Here is a 16,312-nt window from a genome sequence, read left to right as displayed (position 1 = left end):
CTGTTAATCGTGAATGGAGTCGTCACCATTGCCGACATCGGCAACAATAATGACTTCGGTAGTGTCATTTGGTGCGAGTTTAATTTTTTCGTTGAATGCCACAGCACGTACGCCCTTATGCCAAAATGAAGGCTCACTTAACTCAACATATTGACCAGTGACGTTCTGCGCGGTGTAAACATAGATATTATTTTCTACACCGGAATAGATCGCTTTCGGACGTAGAGTTACTGCACCTACACGCGCAATCGTTTTCTCACGTACATTTGACTTTGAGTAACCATCAGGCAATTTCCCAACAGCTACTTGTGACATATTCAGGCGAATAACGTCTTGGTAATCCGTTGCCATTTTTGCATTTGGATTAGATAAGCGTTCACGCATAGTATTGGCGAGTACCACTGAAATGTTCTGCATTGGGATGGCTTTAGGGACGAGTGTTAAAGATGCAACTGGCGAATTATTTGCCAAGTTATCATCTTCACGCACGTACACACCTACTGGCTGATCCGATTCCATTACCACATAAACATCTTGACCAACGACTTTATATTTAGCACCACCATTTACTAGAACGATTGGGTTCCGGAATGGCGTATTGATACGGTTCATATTGGCTGCACTCACAGCGACCACATGCGTATCATCATTATCAATCGTTACCGTTTGCTGACGTAAATTAGCCTGATCTAAAGAAATCGGAGCACGGGCTAACATATTTGGATTAGTTAGACTTTCATGCGGTAATTGTGCAAGCTGTGTATTGCCTGTCATAGGCGGCATATTATTTACGGGTGGAGCAGCATATTGCTGTACCGGTACATAGTTATTGCCCGCCCCGCCCTTTGATGGAGCCGGAATTTGGTTCGCGTTACGAAACGGACGATCATCAGCAATACCCCAAGCAGAGATAGTTGCTAATGCGATAAGTGATACAAATTTAGTTGCTTTTCTTAATTGCATTTCAACTACTCCTTATTGCGCTTTTAATGGTTGGTTGCCCGTTGCTTGTTGAGCAGCAGCTTCGTTAGCTCTCATTTGAGCCAATGTTAGAGGGCGTGTGCCTTCATAGCTGTTGAAATGCACAATCATCGGCTTTCCGCTTTGCATACGAACAATAAATTCATAAACCACATTTGTTTCCTGAATACGGTTACTTACCAATGAAGATTGCAGAGCACCTTGCACGAAAATTTTGTTGGTTTGCTTTTCATAAAATACGTTTTTAGGAATGAACCAAGCGTTGAAGTTATCTTTAGGCAACTTGTTAGATAGTGCATTCAAACTTTCTTCCATCTGACGTTGAAGTGCCGGTGACAGAAATTGGTTTAATGTTTTTAGATTATTAGTCAATGTCTTAGGCGTGGTTGAACCGATCAGGCCGGAAGCAACTAAAGCAATTGACTGATAATATTCAGAGTTTGCTGAATCCCAATTGATCTGATATTGCTGATCGATTGTTGGTGGAACTAAAATCACTCGTTCACGTTGAGTTGATAGAGCTACAGCCAGTACCAAAGAAACAATCGCGAGTACAAAGCTTGTAAGCACACCCCCGACCGCAATCTTGTGGGACAGGCTCCAATTCATATTAAAAATTGAATAGCGCATTATTCCTTGTACTCCTGTATGGAACCATTTTTAAAATATTTATTAAGAGGTACGATTCCCCATCTATAAGGATGGTGTAAATAAAATCCGGGCATAGATTGTTTCTTATATTTGACGTAAATTTTGAAAAACAGGATGATCAAACCGCACATCACGAAGAAATTGGTATGCGTGAACAAGCAAGCAAACACAATCACGATCAAGAAACCAAATTCATCCATTTCTAAGAACATTAGAAATGGTGGGCCATCAATTCCGTCCGGTATTTCCATTGGTTTTAGCGACATATTCAGTCTCCCACTTATTCCGCGACATTGATCACAACGACAGCGCGGCGGTTTTGTGCTCGACCGGCTTTAGTCTTGTTACTAGCAATTGGATTTAGCTCACCTTTGGAACTTGTAATAATTCGGTTTGGTGATACGCCTTGCTTCACAAGCCAGTTTTTAACTGCATTTGCGCGTCTTAGGCCAAGTTTTTGGTTGTATTTAACTGATCCAATTGAATCCGTATGACCTACAATTTCAGCGTCAATTTCAGGGTTATCCAACAAACGCTGTGCTATCAAACGTAATTTGCTCAAATCGCCTTTTAGAATTGCTTTATCAAAGTCAAAGTGACGGGCATCAATGATAGTTTCTTCGCGTTTAGCTTCTACAAGACGAATCCAAATAACGTCATCACCTTGATTCATGCCTGCGCTTACTTCATCACAGCCATTGCACACTACTGTCTGTTCGACAGTAGGAACTCGTACCACTTCACTTGGCGCATACACCTTTAAGACATTAAAGGTCGGCTGCGGAATTGTGACCACGTTCAGTACCGGAGGTTCAACAGGTTTAGACATACACCCTGTCATCAATACGGTAGCTATCAGTGCTCCACTTTTAATAATATTTTTCATCGTATAGCTGTTCCGTTTTCGCTAATGTATTTACTGGTAATCGCGTTAGCAAAATCGATAAAAGAGGTTTTGCTTTCAGCAATCGGTTCAGGATTCAATGTGTAAATTCCACCCACTGTTAATGTTGGCGTGTATTCCACCTTGTATTTGGACCCCAAAATAATTGCGTTTTTAACTAAGCGTTCAGTTTGGGCGGTTGTCCAATTTCGTTTGAAAATTTCGGTATTCAGGCCTGCACGTTTTGCGGCTTGGTAATAAGTCCATTGATCTGACGGGTCTTTGTTCTCCTGTTTGATCAGTTGATAAGCGTGTTTTTGAAACTCATTGATCCGAACCTTGTTGGTTTGCCAAGCAGCGTAATAGGCATAAGCGCCTACAACTGAGTTTGGTTCTTGAGTAATCACCGGAACACGCACATATTTAAATTTCTTAGGAAGGCTTGATCCCCAAATCGCCATTTCTTCATCGTATTTCTCACCGTACGGACACGTATAGGTAAAGAAAAAACGTACAATGTTGTATTCATTGGCAACATTGGTACGGCCAAAAATCTGAACTTCAACTTTTTGTTGAGTTTTAGGATCAACCGCCTGTACTCGACCGGAAGTGAGTAAACTGTCTTGAGCCATCACTGATGTTGAGATCAGCCCAACCATCAAATATTTAGAAAAAGTCAGGCGCATCTTTAACTTCCGCTAGTTGCTCAATCGTGCAGAAATGTTTTTCAAGTAGAAAATCTTTGAGTGAAACACGCTTAATGGCAGATGTTTTCTCGATTTCTGAACGGGCATATTCCAATTGAGTTTGAGTAAGGTATTTGAGCGCCACCAAGCGTTCACCTAACATCATTCCGTCCATATTCATTAATGATGAAGCCTTAGAAATACTCATTGCTTCTTCTAATGAGGTCAGACCTTCCAGTGCATTGCGAACCGCACACTCAGTCAAGGTTTCGTACTGAGGTTGTTTTTTCGCAATCTCATAAATATCTTCAATACGGTTTTGAGAAACTTTTTCACGAATTTCGTCAGTCATGACCAAAAATTCAATAATCGGTAGACGACCTTTATAGTTTTTAGGATCAATACCCCGACCAAAATGCTGATTGACTAGATGAGACATATTGTTGCGGCGCAGCCATTCAGCTTCTAACTCAGATGGTGATGCTGTATTTCGCTTAGATTTACATTTACGAACTAAACGCTGTGCGCTGACTGCAATTAAAGTTTCATTGATATGGCTTGCTTCAATACCCATTTCCATCAGACGACTTAACGCACCGACAGATGAGTTGGTATGCAGGGTACTTAGTACCAAGTGACCGGTTTGCGCAGCTTCAATTGCTGTTTTAGCAGTTTCGTAATCACGAATCTCACCGACTAAAATAATGTCAGGGTCCTGACGCAATGCGGTACGCAAAGCATTTGCCATGGTAATGTTCATGTCTACGTTGACATGCTGAACACCATGAATTGAGTATTCGACTGGATTCTCAATCGTGAAAACCTTTGATTCAGGACTATTAATCTCATTCAAATATGAATATAGAGTTGTTGTTTTACCTGAACCCGTTGGACCAGTAATCAGGATTAAGCCGTGTGCTGAATTAATAGAGTTAAAAATTGCTTCACGTACCGCAGGGGCCATTTCAACATCAGCAAGTCTACGACCTGAGTTTGACTGATCAAGTAGACGGATAACGATGCTGTACCCATGCGTAGTCGGAATACTACTGATACGCAAATCGAGACGAGTACCATAACGAAGCCATCCACGCGCATCGACCTGAAAGGTCTTAGCGTACGATTCTTCAATTTGACCACGCGAATAAATCTTTTCACGAATCGCACTGAACTGGTGATCTGTTAAAAGTGGACCGTATTGACGCAATTTACCGTCTTTACGAACACGGCAGATGTTACCAACTTCAAGAGATTCAAAGTGAACGTCAGAGATACCGTTTTCTTGAGAAGTTTTGAAAAGCTCATTCAGGTAGTCAACAGCAAATTTTTCAGACGAATCCTTCGCACGGGTCATTACAAAAGTGGATGGAATACGATCTGTAGAATTTAACCCATCTTGAGTAGGTTGTTCGCTTTCAAGCAATTCACTATCAATTGGTGCTGTGGTTGCAATACTGTTCATGCTGCTTCACCTTCAACTTCTTCGTTGTCGTGAGATTCAAGGTTGAATACATTCCGGTTATTACCTGATGAAATTTCTTTCACGATTAGGCTTAAAAGTTCATCATTAAAGATAGGGTTAGTATTCATATTAGTTATTCCCCGCTTGATCGTTTTGCATTCTTTCAGCTTCTTTAGCGCGTTCTTTTTCGATTAGTCCGTTATCAGAACCCAATACCTGTTCTTTATAGATGTCCCAATCACAGCGGATAGGAGGAACATGATCGGAATAAAATTGGATACGGAATAAGATGGCCAAACGTAAACGCTGTTTAGCACTCCACTGATCAATCCCGTTCAGGGTTTCAGGTTGTGACCAAGGTTTAGCCATGGTCTTAGCAAATTCACTTGCGTAACGAACCGGTACAGTCGCTCTATCAATGCGAGTACAAGGATTGCTTGTGATCAAAACAAAACATGCGTAGATGATGATGAATAACAAAACAATCGCTGTAATAATGGTTCGTAAAATAATCATATTTGCCCCGCGTGAAGCTTTTTCAAATTAGCAGCGACTTTGTTGATATAGCGCACCCGTTTCCATTCGGTCACGGCGTTATAAGCCCCTACTGCTCTCCATGAATATCCAAACTGGACAAAGTTATGTGCAAGAATCCAACTTGCGATTTCTATATTTGTGCAAGGCTCATAAATGTCTGAAAGAGTAATATTGAAGCGCTTGCGCAGTTTCGGAACCCAATAATCATTAATCTGCATTAGGCCGTGATCTGCACCATAGCCAAGCTTGCCTGTGACTTTATGGTTAAAAGATGATTCAGTCTGAGCAATTGCCATAAGCAAATCGACTGGCACACCGTACTTACGTGATGAGGAATAAAAGCAACCAACGTAGTAAGGTGGTTTTTTAAGTTTGATGCCTGCTGAGTAATTCGGAATCTGTGCATTGAATACACCTTTATTAGCTGCACTAACCGAGGTGGCATAGCTCGGTGCATCAAAGTCGCCATCTTCAACAGACTCTTTAATCGTTTCACGTACAACAGTAGAAGCCGATGGCGTTACAGAAGTAGTAGCAGCGTCCGGCTGCGGTGTAGTCGATATTGTCGTTGTTGTAGTTATTTTGGATTGTGAGTAGTTACGAACAATTTGAATTTCAGCCATAGCTTGTCCTGCAAACAACGCAGTAGTAGCTAGTGCCAAGGCTGATTTCATCAGAGTCTTTTTCACGATCGAAACCTATAATGTCAAAATAAATGTTTCATTAAACTTTCGTTATTATAATCAAAAAATAAATGTTTTAAATATTATTTATTATATTTTTAATAAATAATTTATTAATACTTTCATTTTTAAAATAGGTAATCATTTTCTTATCGTTTGGTTTGTTGTATAGACACAAATTCTTAATCGTTTTAAGGATTTAGCTTGCCTTCAACTCTAGGCCTGAAAGCACAAAAAATGAGTACAGGATGAAAGCCTGAATCAACTATATCGGGCTGACAGGAAAAACCTAACGAAGTAAGGAGGTTGATCTAGGACCACAGGCCAGTGATGCCACACCTAGATATGTGATCTATCACCTACTCCGACCTCAAGAATGACCCAACAGTACAGGTGTGATGATACGAACTGACGGTCTGTATAGAAATGGAATAATAGTGTGGGTGGATTATGGATTTATTATCTAATGAACAATTCAATTAACAAACATTTATTTTCTTATTCTAAAAAAGGAACAGGGCTAACTCCTATGGAGAAAGCCCTGTAGTGTTGAATTTGTACGTGTTCAATTCACGAAGCTAACGCGCTTAACGCTAATCATTTATTCAATTCGCGACTAGAACGAATTCGTAGTTATCAACTTACGACATCTTCACCCAAAAAAAGTGGAAGCGACTCTAATGTGTACTCCACATCTACCAAGCCTGTAGACATTTCGACATACACAAAATACACACTTCGATCACGTTTTAGTACCGTGAACACGTTTTCATATAACGTCATCCCACTAGCAGTCTTACGACTACATCATTGCGAAAATCAGTCATTAGCAGTTCAGATCGAGCAAGCCCAATATGAACAACTAGGATGTTGAAAGGCGCAAACCTTTACGGAGCCACCGCATGATTTCTTAGTAGATACTTATTGATTATTTGTATTAATGATTGCTAGTCAAAAACCAAACGTACATCAACTTTCACTCGCGCCAAATAAGTTCATAACATTTCATAGCTATAGAGGTTGCCACACCTCACTATAAAATTTGCTTTATTGCATCTAAATATACACCGTATTGCCTTTCGTTCAGTTACACCGCTTACGTTTTTATTCGCTCGAAGTGACCTAATTAAATCAGAATAAATCCTAACTTAAACCTACTCAGCAATTCTCCCTCTCTCATTAATCAGTTCTTATAGCACCCTCTAGGAGTGTTTTCGATCTGAAAAGCCTATATTACGGAGCCACCGTATATAATCATCGACTTGAGAGATTCCCACTTTAGCATTAACAGTCTTTGTCAAATTAAATAATCCATAAACAGCAATTAATTAAAATGACGGACAGTACGCTTATCCGTTCCACCTAATATCAGCTATTCCCTTTTTTTGAGGTAAGAGTTCCAAAAACCCTCATTAGTAACCGATATTAAATTTCATTACGGGTAAAGCACTTATCCTACACAAAGCAACATGCTTAATAATATGAAGTACAACATTTACTAATCATGATTAATTACATAACTAATAACACAACATATTATTTCCTTAGTGTCACCTTTACTGGCTTGAGCTATCCATAGATCACAGCAGCCAACCGAATATGTCATCACGACAAGTCAATTCGGCCAACCCCTGTGTACCAAGCGTTCCAGATTTCTCCTCACGCCCCTGTTATGTCACCATAACCTCATAAGCCCACCAGTGTGCAACGCATTTAGCCCTATTAAGGAATTGAAGCTAAAAACGTGTGTTCCTAACGCATCTATCATTCCGTGAAGATACTCACACTCTCTGTTAAGCAGGGTTTGTCCTTGTCACCAAGGTTCCCGTTTCAGTGTCGCCCAACTATTTGATCGGCTCACAGCGATTTCATACGCCAAAGCCAATTAAGAGTGATTGGGTCAAAGAACGGAATCTCACCGTCCAGTGCCCTTCGCAGCCGCACCAACTACCTTTCGGACGTATGCAGCTACACGGTCTTTAGCATGAGATGGCTGTCCCATGCACATAGATACAATTTATAAGCAAATTTTAGAAAGTTTTGCCTTTCTGCACGGCTAACGCAGCAAAGCTCATTTCATATTTTGGCAGGCCAAGAATAAAGCTAAAAAACTATGTTCAGCAAGTTACTCAGCCCTCAAAATCGCTCAGGTCAGGAACTCTTATTTATAGAACAGCCATGTTCATTGAGTTTTAAGCTAAATTCACAAAAAAAACTTTGTGAAATATTGTATTTCTCTAGGGGTACTTTTATAGTCTAGGTGTATTTCTTACGAATTGTTTATTTTATGATCATCTATACAATTAAAACATCACATTGTATGCAAGCCATTCTAAATTGCGTTTCTGTAGGGAATTGTCGTTACTGGATGACTTCAACTATCCCTACGGAAAAAGTGAATTCTGTTATTCCTAAGCTCATTTCAAAGTATTCTCTTGATCTCAATCAAGACCAACGCTATCAACTTTCACGCCAAGGGAAGCCTATATGGACCCTTATAGTGAACTATAATCCTAGTGAGGTTGGATATCTGACGTTTTGGTTATTTACTACCGGATTCAAATCCACTGATCGTAGTAGTAAAAAATTAAATGAAGATGTCGGTCTACTGAACACTCGACTCAAGCGTGAAGAAAACTTGATGAATGTGATTACTCAGAATCCTAATGAGCTGATCAAATTCAAAGAGTACGTTTTGGGCCAGTACGTCATCTATGACGATATGAAAGATAGCCTGTCCAAAGAGTATCTTACCCCTTCTCGATTCGGTGTCCCCCTAGTCCAATCCAAATTTAATGCACAAGGCAAATCCGATGCTGCTCTGTCAATTAGGTCAATTGATGGATCGAATGACAGCATTTCACTTGGTAGCGCCGTGGCTAAATCTGATGAGCAAAAGTACGAATCTATCAAGAAGAACTTTGGTTTCCTTTACCTTAAAGATATGGATAAGGACAAGTCTTATAACTATGATCAGGCCATTGCTGAACTTCATAAATCCTATGGGGTGAAGGTGGAGCCGAATACTCCATACAATGAAGTAATGCGATTATTGTTCAAACATTACAATCGCACCAATAACCGCTATCTTCATATTTTTAAACGAAAATCTAAAAAATCTGTACGATTTACTTGGTACTTTACCCAAGAATATCTTGATCGTTTGGCCCTAGAAATGCGCCGTAAACTGATCGATATTCCGAAAAATCCGGATGGCTTTGAGCAGAGTTTTAAACGACTTTATTCTCGCGGGAACTTCCACGGCGTACGTCATCAGATTGGCTTAATCAATGCTAAGGTCCGTAGTGACCTTAAACGGAATTATCCTAATATTTACAGTAAGTTATCATTCCCTACTAAATTGCACTATGTACGCTTTTCTCCAAATCCTTATACAAAATTTAAGGAGTTCCATAATGATTGTATTATAGCAAGCATTACCTTGGAGAAAATGAAGCAGCAAGAGGAATTAAGAAAAGTACATAATCGTAAGCTAAGAAAAGTAATACGTGCATCTAGTGATGAATTAAAGGAAGCAAGTGTTACTACGATTAATATGCTTATTAATCAAACTGAGCCAAATAAATATGAAAATTTTGATATTACAGCTGAGGATATAATTAATTTTATTCAGCGCTATAAAGTAATGGACCCTATTTTTATATCTGATACTTTCTAATTTTTATAATTAGAATAAATTTTGTACAGGTCCCAATAGGGTACTTTCACCAAAATTTTTTCCATTGGTGAAACTTTGGTGAAACTTATCGCTACGGCGCTTTAATGGAGCGCCGTTGCTGTTTCTGTTGATTTGGTGAAATTTGGTGAAACTTTTTGGCATTTTTTTGACCTAGTTTCACTCTTTTCTATGCCCACTGGTGATTTTGGTACATTCTTTACTTAATTTCACTTCTTATCCCATTGTAATTCAATGTATTTTTTATGAATCCTTGTGGTGTGCGCCGTCTCAAAATTTGGTGAAACTTTTTCACGGGATATTTTTATTATTATTGTGCACTGTCTTAAAATGCTAGTGGCATTTTAAGCCTGTCATATACCGGAGGGAATGCTACGCTGACGCTGCATTATTTTCGCTAATGCTCAAATAAATATTCAACTGGATTGATTTAATCAAAGTATGTGCTTGGTTAAATATGATGAACTCTGAAAATATAGGATGCTTGACGCATCTCAGAACTACGCTGACGCTTGTTCTGTACTCTGCCCACCTGATTGATATGAGCCTATACACTCCCGCACCCACTGGCTTTTGTGATCTGATTAATAATTTTTACCTATTAAGGCTATGGCCATGAATACCCCTGATCCGGATGCTGCCCTTCTTTTTATATAGACATCTATAAGGGTCATTGATTTAATTTTGAACATTGTAGTTTGCTATGATCACCCGCGCTAGCGTATGCACTCTAACGGATTGTCCAATGGATTTGACATCTAAAGGACATGAAGTGAGATCACCTTATCGTGGTTGGACCTTCATTGGACTCTATACCACCCCATAAGAAGGAACCATTCTTGAAGTGGTTTTTGGTATCAGGTCTTGGGTAGTCAGACTTGTTACGGCGTTACTGAGTGGTCCTTTTATTACATTTGTTTTGTGCAATACAGGCTATGGATAAATTATTTTCTGTGTTTTTTTTGATGTACTGGCACACAAATAGGCAAGATCATTTCTTCGGGAAGTATCGAGTCAGAGCATAGAATTTGGCTAACGCCGTGGCCGACCATTTGAGTTTTTATAGGTTTCTATAATCTTGGTTCTTATTATCAATTCTTGTTCATTGGATTATATATTTATTATCTAATAATGTATGTCATTAGACTTCCTTCATAAATCATTTTTCAATCAATTTAATAGTTTATCTTTCACCCAATCTAAATTGTATATGCCAGCAAGTAAATTAAACCGCAGGTTTAATCGTTTACGACGATTTCTATATACACAAGATAAAATCTTAAAACATTTCATCCTTCCAAATACATGCTCTACTTGAATTCGTCTACGACCAATCTCTTTATTTAACTTTTTTAATTCAGAATCTAGTTTTTCAGTTTTCTTTGCTTTAGATGGCATGAGGCATCCAAAACCCAATTTCTTTATCCCTAAATACCCCTTATCAACGATAAAAAAGGGCTTAAATTTTAATTTCCTCATGCTTTTTTTGAATATTTTAAAATCATGCATGCTTCCATGACTTCCACATACACTCAGTATTTCACCTGTTGTATAGTGCATAGATAGCTGAAATTTAAAGGTATGTCGCTTTTTTTTACCGCTATACCATTTCTTCTGTTTTTTTTTGGACGTTGAACTAATATTTCAGTTGCATCAATCACAACAACTTCCCAATCCACTTCATCTCGATTAGGAAGTTGTTTTGGCAAGTTAAATTTTCCAGAACGGATTAAGGTATCTTCAATAACACGTGTGATACGAATTGCACTCGTTTCAGATACACCGTAACTCATACCAAGATGAAAAAATGTTCGATATTCTCTCCAATATTCTATACATAAGAGCAAACGATCTTCCAACGGTAATTTATGCGGTCGTCCTTTACCAATATGACAAGGTAAATGCTTATTTAGCTCGGCCAACATGAGGTTAAATGTAGCCCAACTAACACCAGTAAGCCTACGAAACTTAACGTCTGATAATTTTTGAATATCTTTGAATTTCATCCAAGGATTATCCCTTGAATTAAATAATTTTGCTGATTAATTTAAGATCAAATAAATTGTACGTTTTTTGATTTATGAAGGAAGTCTATTGATGAACTTTTACGAATTGATCTCTGCTCAAGAATGATCTATTGTGACAATTGTATGAATAGTATCCTTGGCACTATTCATCCAGTATGGTTGTTTTGAATGGATAATGATTAGATTGTCTTGTGGCCTTATCACGTTGTTCCTTCGTGAACTTAGGTCATAGTATTGACCTATGGGCCATCAAAGATACAAAGAATAAGATGTTTGATTGAATGAGCACTTTGCTTCAATGAGTATGTCTCAATTCTTAGTCTATTCCCCATTGTATTTATTAACCATTACGAAAGATTAGTAAATTAAATTATTATATGGGCATATACTTGATGTTTATTAACTACAATCAATTTTAGAATACTCTCTAAAGAGGAATCACCTTTTCATGGTTGAATTGGTTTTTGTGGTTTTCGTCTGCTTACTTGGTATTTGCTACTTATATAAGGTAGGACGGAATATGGCCTTTTTATGGGATATGGAACCGGACGGTTATTTAGGCCTTGAGGTCAAAATGCTGCGGATCGATGCCTTGGCCAAGATTGTAGCGATTGGTTTTGTCACATTGGCTTTTTGGGTTGTATTGACTGTAGGCCTGCTGATCGACATTAACTACATGCTTAATCCCTTCCGTAATATTCCACGCGATTTTACTGATAAGTTTCTGTTCATACTTATCGGTATTGGAGCAGTATGCCTATTTGGTTATGAAAATGGTCAGAAGCAATTTGACAAATTACCACGTAGAGCTACGGCGATCATTCCTCGTGAAAAATACAAAAGTATTTTGTGGTTCCACTCTATATACAATATTGGCTTTGTCGCATTCGGAATTGATTTGGCCGTTCATTTCTTGTTCCGTGCATTCTTATAAGCTTTGTACCTTCCTATATACCCTTTCCATAATTTTCCACTTCTACTGATGCAGTAATGCGATTTCTTATAGTGACCTATACCGATATATCCATAGATGTCTATATACAGCTATGTCCTCATAGATAGGATTGCGCCGTAGGATTGACCTTTCTTGTCATTGAATATGCTGTGTGACCACTACAAGGAATAGGAAAAACCTAATCTCATTTTGTTATCTGTATAATCAACGAATATTAATTCAGCTCTTTCTGTATGGGTTGGCCAAGGGTTTAGTTGTATTCCTATATACAGCAAAAGTAGACCAAGCACCCATAGAGCTGCTTTTTTATGGACTAAAGTGATACTGGTGGTTCAAATTTATTACTGGACTTAGGTTAATATAGATATAAAATTTGAAAGATGAACGAAATTGCATAATCGTTTTTCCATTTTATAAAGCGCTTAACTCGGCGCTTTCTTTTTGTCTGCTGAATCCCCTTCCCTCTATAGTGCTCTATATAGACTGGAACCTTGTTATTTCCCTGTATGTACTTATTGGTATTCAACTGATCATGTTTCTTGGCGCGATTTTGGGAACGCCGTGGATGTCTGCATTTTTTCTGATTCAAGATTTTGAAAAGCGTAATCTGCCGACCTCAGTAACTATTGATCACAAACTCCTTCATCCTGTTTATAGTGGTATATGTTATAATTGATTCAACATCAGCAAATAGAGTATCCATCTATGGAAACCTTTGCTCAAATTTCTATCGAGATCATGCGTTCTATTCTTATCGTGACCCTATGTGCTTTCTGTATAGGATTGCGTCACCACTTAGACGAAAGAGCGAAAAAAGCCGGTATTCGTTAAGTCAGGAGTTATTTTATGCGACTTAGTACCATCCAAGATTTTGCACCTTTTACATCATTCGATTTGCATGAACTGAGTGATCCATCCCTGTACCAATCTTTTTTTGAACCGCTGACATTCATTCATTTATATGAAGTCAGAAGATCACAAGAAAATCAGGCTGAATTTGATCAAGTGAATCTTGGTAAAGCGATTTCCGTGAACTTCAATCTGTTCCGTAACGATAAGCTATGCGCCGTAGTTTCATTTCCGGATGGCATTAAAGCTGTCGAATTGGAGCAGCTGCCGGAAGGTGCTTACGATATGTTTCTAAAAATCGTGAACCGTATCTTTCAGTGGTATTTACCTGAATGTCATTTGGAAATGCGTGAAGCGACCATCTTTAAATTCAGTGTATTGCTGAACCTACTGGAAACAAGGTTGATTATGAATGGCATGGTAGGTGCAAATGATAGTCTGATCTTTAATCAGGTTGAACACTACTATCGGCTTTGGATGAAGTCTCCCTTAGATATGGTTGAGGGATAAACATCGGTGTATAGCTCCCTATATACAGATCAAGCACCCAAAGCGGTGCTTTTTTTCTGCCTGATCCGGTTCCAGTTTTCACAGCTGCGAACTGGTGGCCGGTATTCAAAAATGGATGCGCAAATTTTTCGGTAAAAGGAAGGTCTGATACTGCGGGTACTAACCAAATGCAGTTTTTTTAAAAGCAGATCAATACGCCGTCTGTCACTATCACTAACTGTTTTAACGTGGTATATGTAAAAAAATCTAAAGTCTGCTACGGCGTTTATTTTTTATAAAATAACAAATATATAAGCGTAATATTACATACAATTACTATGTTAATTTGTGGTATATGTTATTATTTATAACATCAACACCTAGAGGTTATTAATCATGTATTCACTACTAGATTGTATTGCACAAAATAATGAACACCCTACAACATTCCATATTCCGGATGCAGAAGATATCGCTCAACTCAAAGTTGGTGATTTCGCAAAAATCGTGTTTCTTTATGATGAAACAGTTCATACTCCCCACGGCGTACCTGTGAATTCTGAACGTATGTGGATCAAAATCACTGAAATTAATAATAGTGAATTCAAGGGTGAACTCGACAATGAGCCTAACAATAAAAAATTAAGCTTGGGTATGGATATCAAATTTGAAACAAAGCATATCTGTAACGTCAATTTCAATTAATTCACGGGATTAAGGGGGCATCTATGGGAATCTGTATCATGCTAGTGGTTATTGTTTCTCTAGCCTTTTATATCGAAACCTCTATTCGGGGTCTAAACGTCAATCGATCTTCAAGCTATCTTGGTAGCTTGGATCGTTTGAGTGACCAATACAAAATTATGGCAGCGACCCCCGCCCTCCTTATAGCAATCTATATTCTGATGATGAGTGTATTCGGTGATACCAATTACGCTGAAAATATCTTTAATCACAATACAGCCAGTATTGAATATTTACTGGTATGGTTCTTATCCATCACTTGTCTGTACCTGATGACTGACTATCTTGCCCGTAAACGCAAAAATACCCTTGAATATGGGACTGGCATTATCGATGCACAGCGATTGTTTAAGACAGCCAAGCTCTATACCAATATCAACGGCGTATCTCTAATCAGTCTAGGGGTGATTTACACCGGTTTTTTGTATCTCAAAGTATTCAGCTAAAGGCGTAGTGTCTTTTCCCTGTATATAGGAAGTACAACACATGGCTCTTATGAGCCGATACCTACAAAATGTTGGATTGGTTCACTTGCTAGGGTTTATAAAAATTTAAAATCAGGGGTTTTTCTATATGAGTTCAATCGCAACGCGGTTTAGTGATTTTTTGCAATACGGCGATACCACCCTACTTGCTATCATGGGTATCGGTATTCTGACCATCATCATTGTAGCTATCCGTGCCTACCTGATCCGAAAAGCCCATCCTATGACTCATAGCAGTCAGATATCCGCTAAAGCTTACTGCCTTTTTGTAGCGGGTGTACTTGTGGGTGTATTTATTTCTTATACGAATGCAGTTACAACAGAAAAGGCTATCCTTTTTAGCGAAGCTCAAATCATCTTATCTGACTGCGCTATTAAAGACATTTGTTATGGTCCGGAAAGACGGCTGACTGTCAAAGCAATCAATGATATTCAAGCCATGAAGGAAAAAGGCTATTACTCAAATATCAATGTGCGTCATGTTCTTGGGCTACTGGAACAGATCACTGAGATAACTAACCAAATGAAGCTTGATATCGTGAATGAAAAAGCCGATGAAATTTTGAAAAAGGGCAAAAAGCCTTCAAGTAATATTGAAATCTAAAAGGAATCAATGATGGATGAAAAAAATAAAATGATGATTGCCTACGTGTTTATGTATATCACGGAAGCAAGTAAGTACCCCAATGCCGAAACGGAAGAATTTGCCTGCTACCTGTTTGGCCATGGAATTGAAGAAGTTAAACGATTATTTGCCACGGCGATCCATGAAACCGGTATCCCTGCCGATGATTTAACTATCGTATCTTTAATGGTGAGTAATAATGCGGATCAAGAAACCGTTATGACTCACCTGAAAGTGGCTGAATTTGAGGAAAAAGCAATATTCACCCCTCAAGATATAGACCCTACCCAAACCATCAGCAACGCCGTTATGAATGCCTTTCTGACTGACCTTTATCAGACTGCAAAAACAACATCCATAGCCAGTAGCAATTTTGATAAAATCTATGCTGAACAGCCAATCGCCGTATAAGCAAAATATCTAATAACAATTTTTGTAAAAAAGCCCGAATCCTTGGGCTTTTATTTTGATCTTAATAAGATAAAAAACACAAATATACAAAACACATAGAATAAATAATTGTGGTATATGGTATAATTAATTTAATGTTTTTAAGCG

Annotated in this window: 18 protein-coding genes; 7 read left to right on the top strand and 11 right to left on the bottom strand. The window is 38.5% G+C overall.

Features of this window, described 5'->3' with window-relative positions:
* Positions 1-3: 3 nt before the first annotated feature.
* From HYG89_RS04920 to HYG89_RS04885, 9 genes are read right to left on the bottom strand one after another with little or no spacing between them, the layout of a single operon-like run.
* Positions 4-963: a type-F conjugative transfer system secretin TraK gene (locus HYG89_RS04920; RefSeq protein WP_178866335.1), complete on the bottom strand. Its 960-nt coding sequence runs from the start codon at positions 961-963 to the stop codon at positions 4-6.
* A gap of 12 nt (positions 964-975) precedes the next feature.
* Entirely contained in the window at positions 976-1,611 is a 636-nt protein-coding gene (locus tag HYG89_RS04915) for a TraE/TraK family type IV conjugative transfer system protein (RefSeq protein WP_178866333.1), read from the bottom strand.
* The gene (locus tag HYG89_RS04910) at positions 1,611-1,898 is read right to left on the bottom strand and encodes a type IV conjugative transfer system protein TraL (protein ID WP_178866331.1); all 288 of its coding nucleotides are present in this window, start codon (positions 1,896-1,898) and stop codon (positions 1,611-1,613) included. Before HYG89_RS04910 ends, HYG89_RS04915 begins: the two co-directional genes overlap by 1 nt.
* A 14-nt stretch (positions 1,899-1,912) precedes the next feature.
* Positions 1,913-2,461, bottom strand: a complete 549-nt coding sequence (locus HYG89_RS04905; RefSeq protein ID WP_256733930.1) for an OmpA family protein — start codon at positions 2,459-2,461, stop codon at positions 1,913-1,915.
* A 53-nt stretch (positions 2,462-2,514) separates the two neighbouring features.
* On the bottom strand, positions 2,515-3,201 hold the full coding sequence (locus HYG89_RS04900) for a hypothetical protein (RefSeq protein ID WP_178866327.1): 687 nt from the start codon (positions 3,199-3,201) through the stop codon (positions 2,515-2,517).
* Positions 3,182-4,663, bottom strand: a complete 1,482-nt coding sequence (locus HYG89_RS04895) for a GspE/PulE family protein (protein WP_178866325.1) — start codon at positions 4,661-4,663, stop codon at positions 3,182-3,184. Before HYG89_RS04895 ends, HYG89_RS04900 begins: the two co-directional genes overlap by 20 nt.
* Positions 4,660-4,791 carry a hypothetical protein gene (locus HYG89_RS15990; RefSeq protein WP_256733929.1) on the bottom strand — a complete coding sequence of 44 codons (132 nt, stop codon included), beginning with the start codon at positions 4,789-4,791 and terminating at the stop codon, positions 4,660-4,662. The genes HYG89_RS04895 and HYG89_RS15990 overlap by 4 nt, the downstream gene beginning before the upstream one ends.
* Position 4,792: 1 nt before the next feature.
* Positions 4,793-5,179, bottom strand: coding sequence for a hypothetical protein (locus tag HYG89_RS04890; RefSeq protein WP_178866323.1), 387 nt, complete (start codon positions 5,177-5,179; stop codon positions 4,793-4,795).
* Positions 5,176-5,889 carry a lytic transglycosylase domain-containing protein gene (locus HYG89_RS04885; protein WP_178866321.1) on the bottom strand — a complete coding sequence of 238 codons (714 nt, stop codon included), beginning with the start codon at positions 5,887-5,889 and terminating at the stop codon, positions 5,176-5,178. The genes HYG89_RS04890 and HYG89_RS04885 overlap by 4 nt, the downstream gene beginning before the upstream one ends.
* A 2,314-nt stretch (positions 5,890-8,203) precedes the next feature.
* Here HYG89_RS04885 and HYG89_RS04880 point away from each other — a divergent pair.
* Positions 8,204-9,562, top strand: a complete 1,359-nt coding sequence (locus tag HYG89_RS04880; RefSeq protein WP_178866319.1) for a hypothetical protein — start codon at positions 8,204-8,206, stop codon at positions 9,560-9,562.
* A gap of 1,188 nt (positions 9,563-10,750) precedes the next feature.
* On the opposite strand, the gene HYG89_RS04875 is transcribed toward HYG89_RS04880, so the two are convergent.
* Both HYG89_RS04875 and HYG89_RS04870 read right to left on the bottom strand, forming a co-directional pair.
* Complete coding sequence (locus HYG89_RS04875) at positions 10,751-11,221, bottom strand: IS5/IS1182 family transposase (protein ID WP_077165880.1); 471 nt, start codon at positions 11,219-11,221, stop codon at positions 10,751-10,753.
* The gene (locus tag HYG89_RS04870) at positions 11,113-11,586 is read right to left on the bottom strand and encodes a transposase family protein (protein WP_139113568.1); all 474 of its coding nucleotides are present in this window, start codon (positions 11,584-11,586) and stop codon (positions 11,113-11,115) included. Before HYG89_RS04870 ends, HYG89_RS04875 begins: the two co-directional genes overlap by 109 nt.
* A gap of 541 nt (positions 11,587-12,127) precedes the next feature.
* Between HYG89_RS04870 and HYG89_RS04865 the strand changes: the two genes are divergently transcribed.
* The 6 genes from HYG89_RS04865 to HYG89_RS04840 all read left to right on the top strand — a co-directional run bounded on the left by HYG89_RS04865 (position 12,128) and on the right by HYG89_RS04840 (position 16,165).
* A complete protein-coding gene (locus HYG89_RS04865) occupies positions 12,128-12,541 on the top strand; it encodes a hypothetical protein (RefSeq protein ID WP_178866317.1) in 414 nt (137 codons plus the stop codon).
* Between the two features lie 867 nt (positions 12,542-13,408).
* Positions 13,409-13,921 (top strand): hypothetical protein, encoded by a 513-nt coding sequence (locus HYG89_RS04860; protein ID WP_178866315.1) that lies wholly within the window; start codon positions 13,409-13,411, stop codon positions 13,919-13,921.
* Positions 13,922-14,296: 375 nt separating this feature from the next.
* A complete protein-coding gene (locus tag HYG89_RS04855) occupies positions 14,297-14,605 on the top strand; it encodes a DUF2314 domain-containing protein (protein WP_178866313.1) in 309 nt (102 codons plus the stop codon).
* A 38-nt stretch (positions 14,606-14,643) separates the two neighbouring features.
* Entirely contained in the window at positions 14,644-15,090 is a 447-nt protein-coding gene (locus HYG89_RS04850; protein ID WP_178866311.1) for a hypothetical protein, read from the top strand.
* Positions 15,091-15,217: 127 nt separating this feature from the next.
* Complete coding sequence (locus HYG89_RS04845) at positions 15,218-15,733, top strand: hypothetical protein (protein WP_178866309.1); 516 nt, start codon at positions 15,218-15,220, stop codon at positions 15,731-15,733.
* A gap of 12 nt (positions 15,734-15,745) precedes the next feature.
* Positions 15,746-16,165: a hypothetical protein gene (locus HYG89_RS04840; RefSeq protein WP_178866307.1), complete on the top strand. Its 420-nt coding sequence runs from the start codon at positions 15,746-15,748 to the stop codon at positions 16,163-16,165.
* The last annotated feature ends 147 nt before the right edge of the window (positions 16,166-16,312 follow it).

It is taken from the genome of Acinetobacter sp. SwsAc5, assembly GCF_013391485.1.
Lineage (GTDB): Bacteria > Pseudomonadota > Gammaproteobacteria > Pseudomonadales > Moraxellaceae > Acinetobacter > Acinetobacter towneri.
Note: the sequence above shows the minus strand (reverse complement) of the source record. Positions and strands in the feature narration are given on the sequence as shown.

Coding starts and splice junctions, on each gene's coding strand:
- HYG89_RS04920 (WP_178866335.1), bottom strand. CDS start 963: ATGCAATTAAGAAAAGCAACTAAATTTGTATCACTTATCGCATTAGCA.
- HYG89_RS04915 (WP_178866333.1), bottom strand. CDS start 1,611: ATGCGCTATTCAATTTTTAATATGAATTGGAGCCTGTCCCACAAGATT.
- HYG89_RS04910 (WP_178866331.1), bottom strand. CDS start 1,898: ATGTCGCTAAAACCAATGGAAATACCGGACGGAATTGATGGCCCACCA.
- HYG89_RS04905 (WP_256733930.1), bottom strand. CDS start 2,461: ATGTCTAAACCTGTTGAACCTCCGGTACTGAACGTGGTCACAATTCCG.
- HYG89_RS04900 (WP_178866327.1), bottom strand. CDS start 3,201: ATGCGCCTGACTTTTTCTAAATATTTGATGGTTGGGCTGATCTCAACA.
- HYG89_RS04895 (WP_178866325.1), bottom strand. CDS start 4,663: ATGAACAGTATTGCAACCACAGCACCAATTGATAGTGAATTGCTTGAA.
- HYG89_RS15990 (WP_256733929.1), bottom strand. CDS start 4,791: ATGAATACTAACCCTATCTTTAATGATGAACTTTTAAGCCTAATCGTG.
- HYG89_RS04890 (WP_178866323.1), bottom strand. CDS start 5,179: ATGATTATTTTACGAACCATTATTACAGCGATTGTTTTGTTATTCATC.
- HYG89_RS04880 (WP_178866319.1), top strand. CDS start 8,204: ATGCAAGCCATTCTAAATTGCGTTTCTGTAGGGAATTGTCGTTACTGG.
- HYG89_RS04870 (WP_139113568.1), bottom strand. CDS start 11,586: ATGAAATTCAAAGATATTCAAAAATTATCAGACGTTAAGTTTCGTAGG.
- HYG89_RS04865 (WP_178866317.1), top strand. CDS start 12,128: ATGGCCTTTTTATGGGATATGGAACCGGACGGTTATTTAGGCCTTGAG.
- HYG89_RS04860 (WP_178866315.1), top strand. CDS start 13,409: ATGCGACTTAGTACCATCCAAGATTTTGCACCTTTTACATCATTCGAT.
- HYG89_RS04855 (WP_178866313.1), top strand. CDS start 14,297: ATGTATTCACTACTAGATTGTATTGCACAAAATAATGAACACCCTACA.
- HYG89_RS04850 (WP_178866311.1), top strand. CDS start 14,644: ATGCTAGTGGTTATTGTTTCTCTAGCCTTTTATATCGAAACCTCTATT.
- HYG89_RS04845 (WP_178866309.1), top strand. CDS start 15,218: ATGAGTTCAATCGCAACGCGGTTTAGTGATTTTTTGCAATACGGCGAT.
- HYG89_RS04840 (WP_178866307.1), top strand. CDS start 15,746: ATGGATGAAAAAAATAAAATGATGATTGCCTACGTGTTTATGTATATC.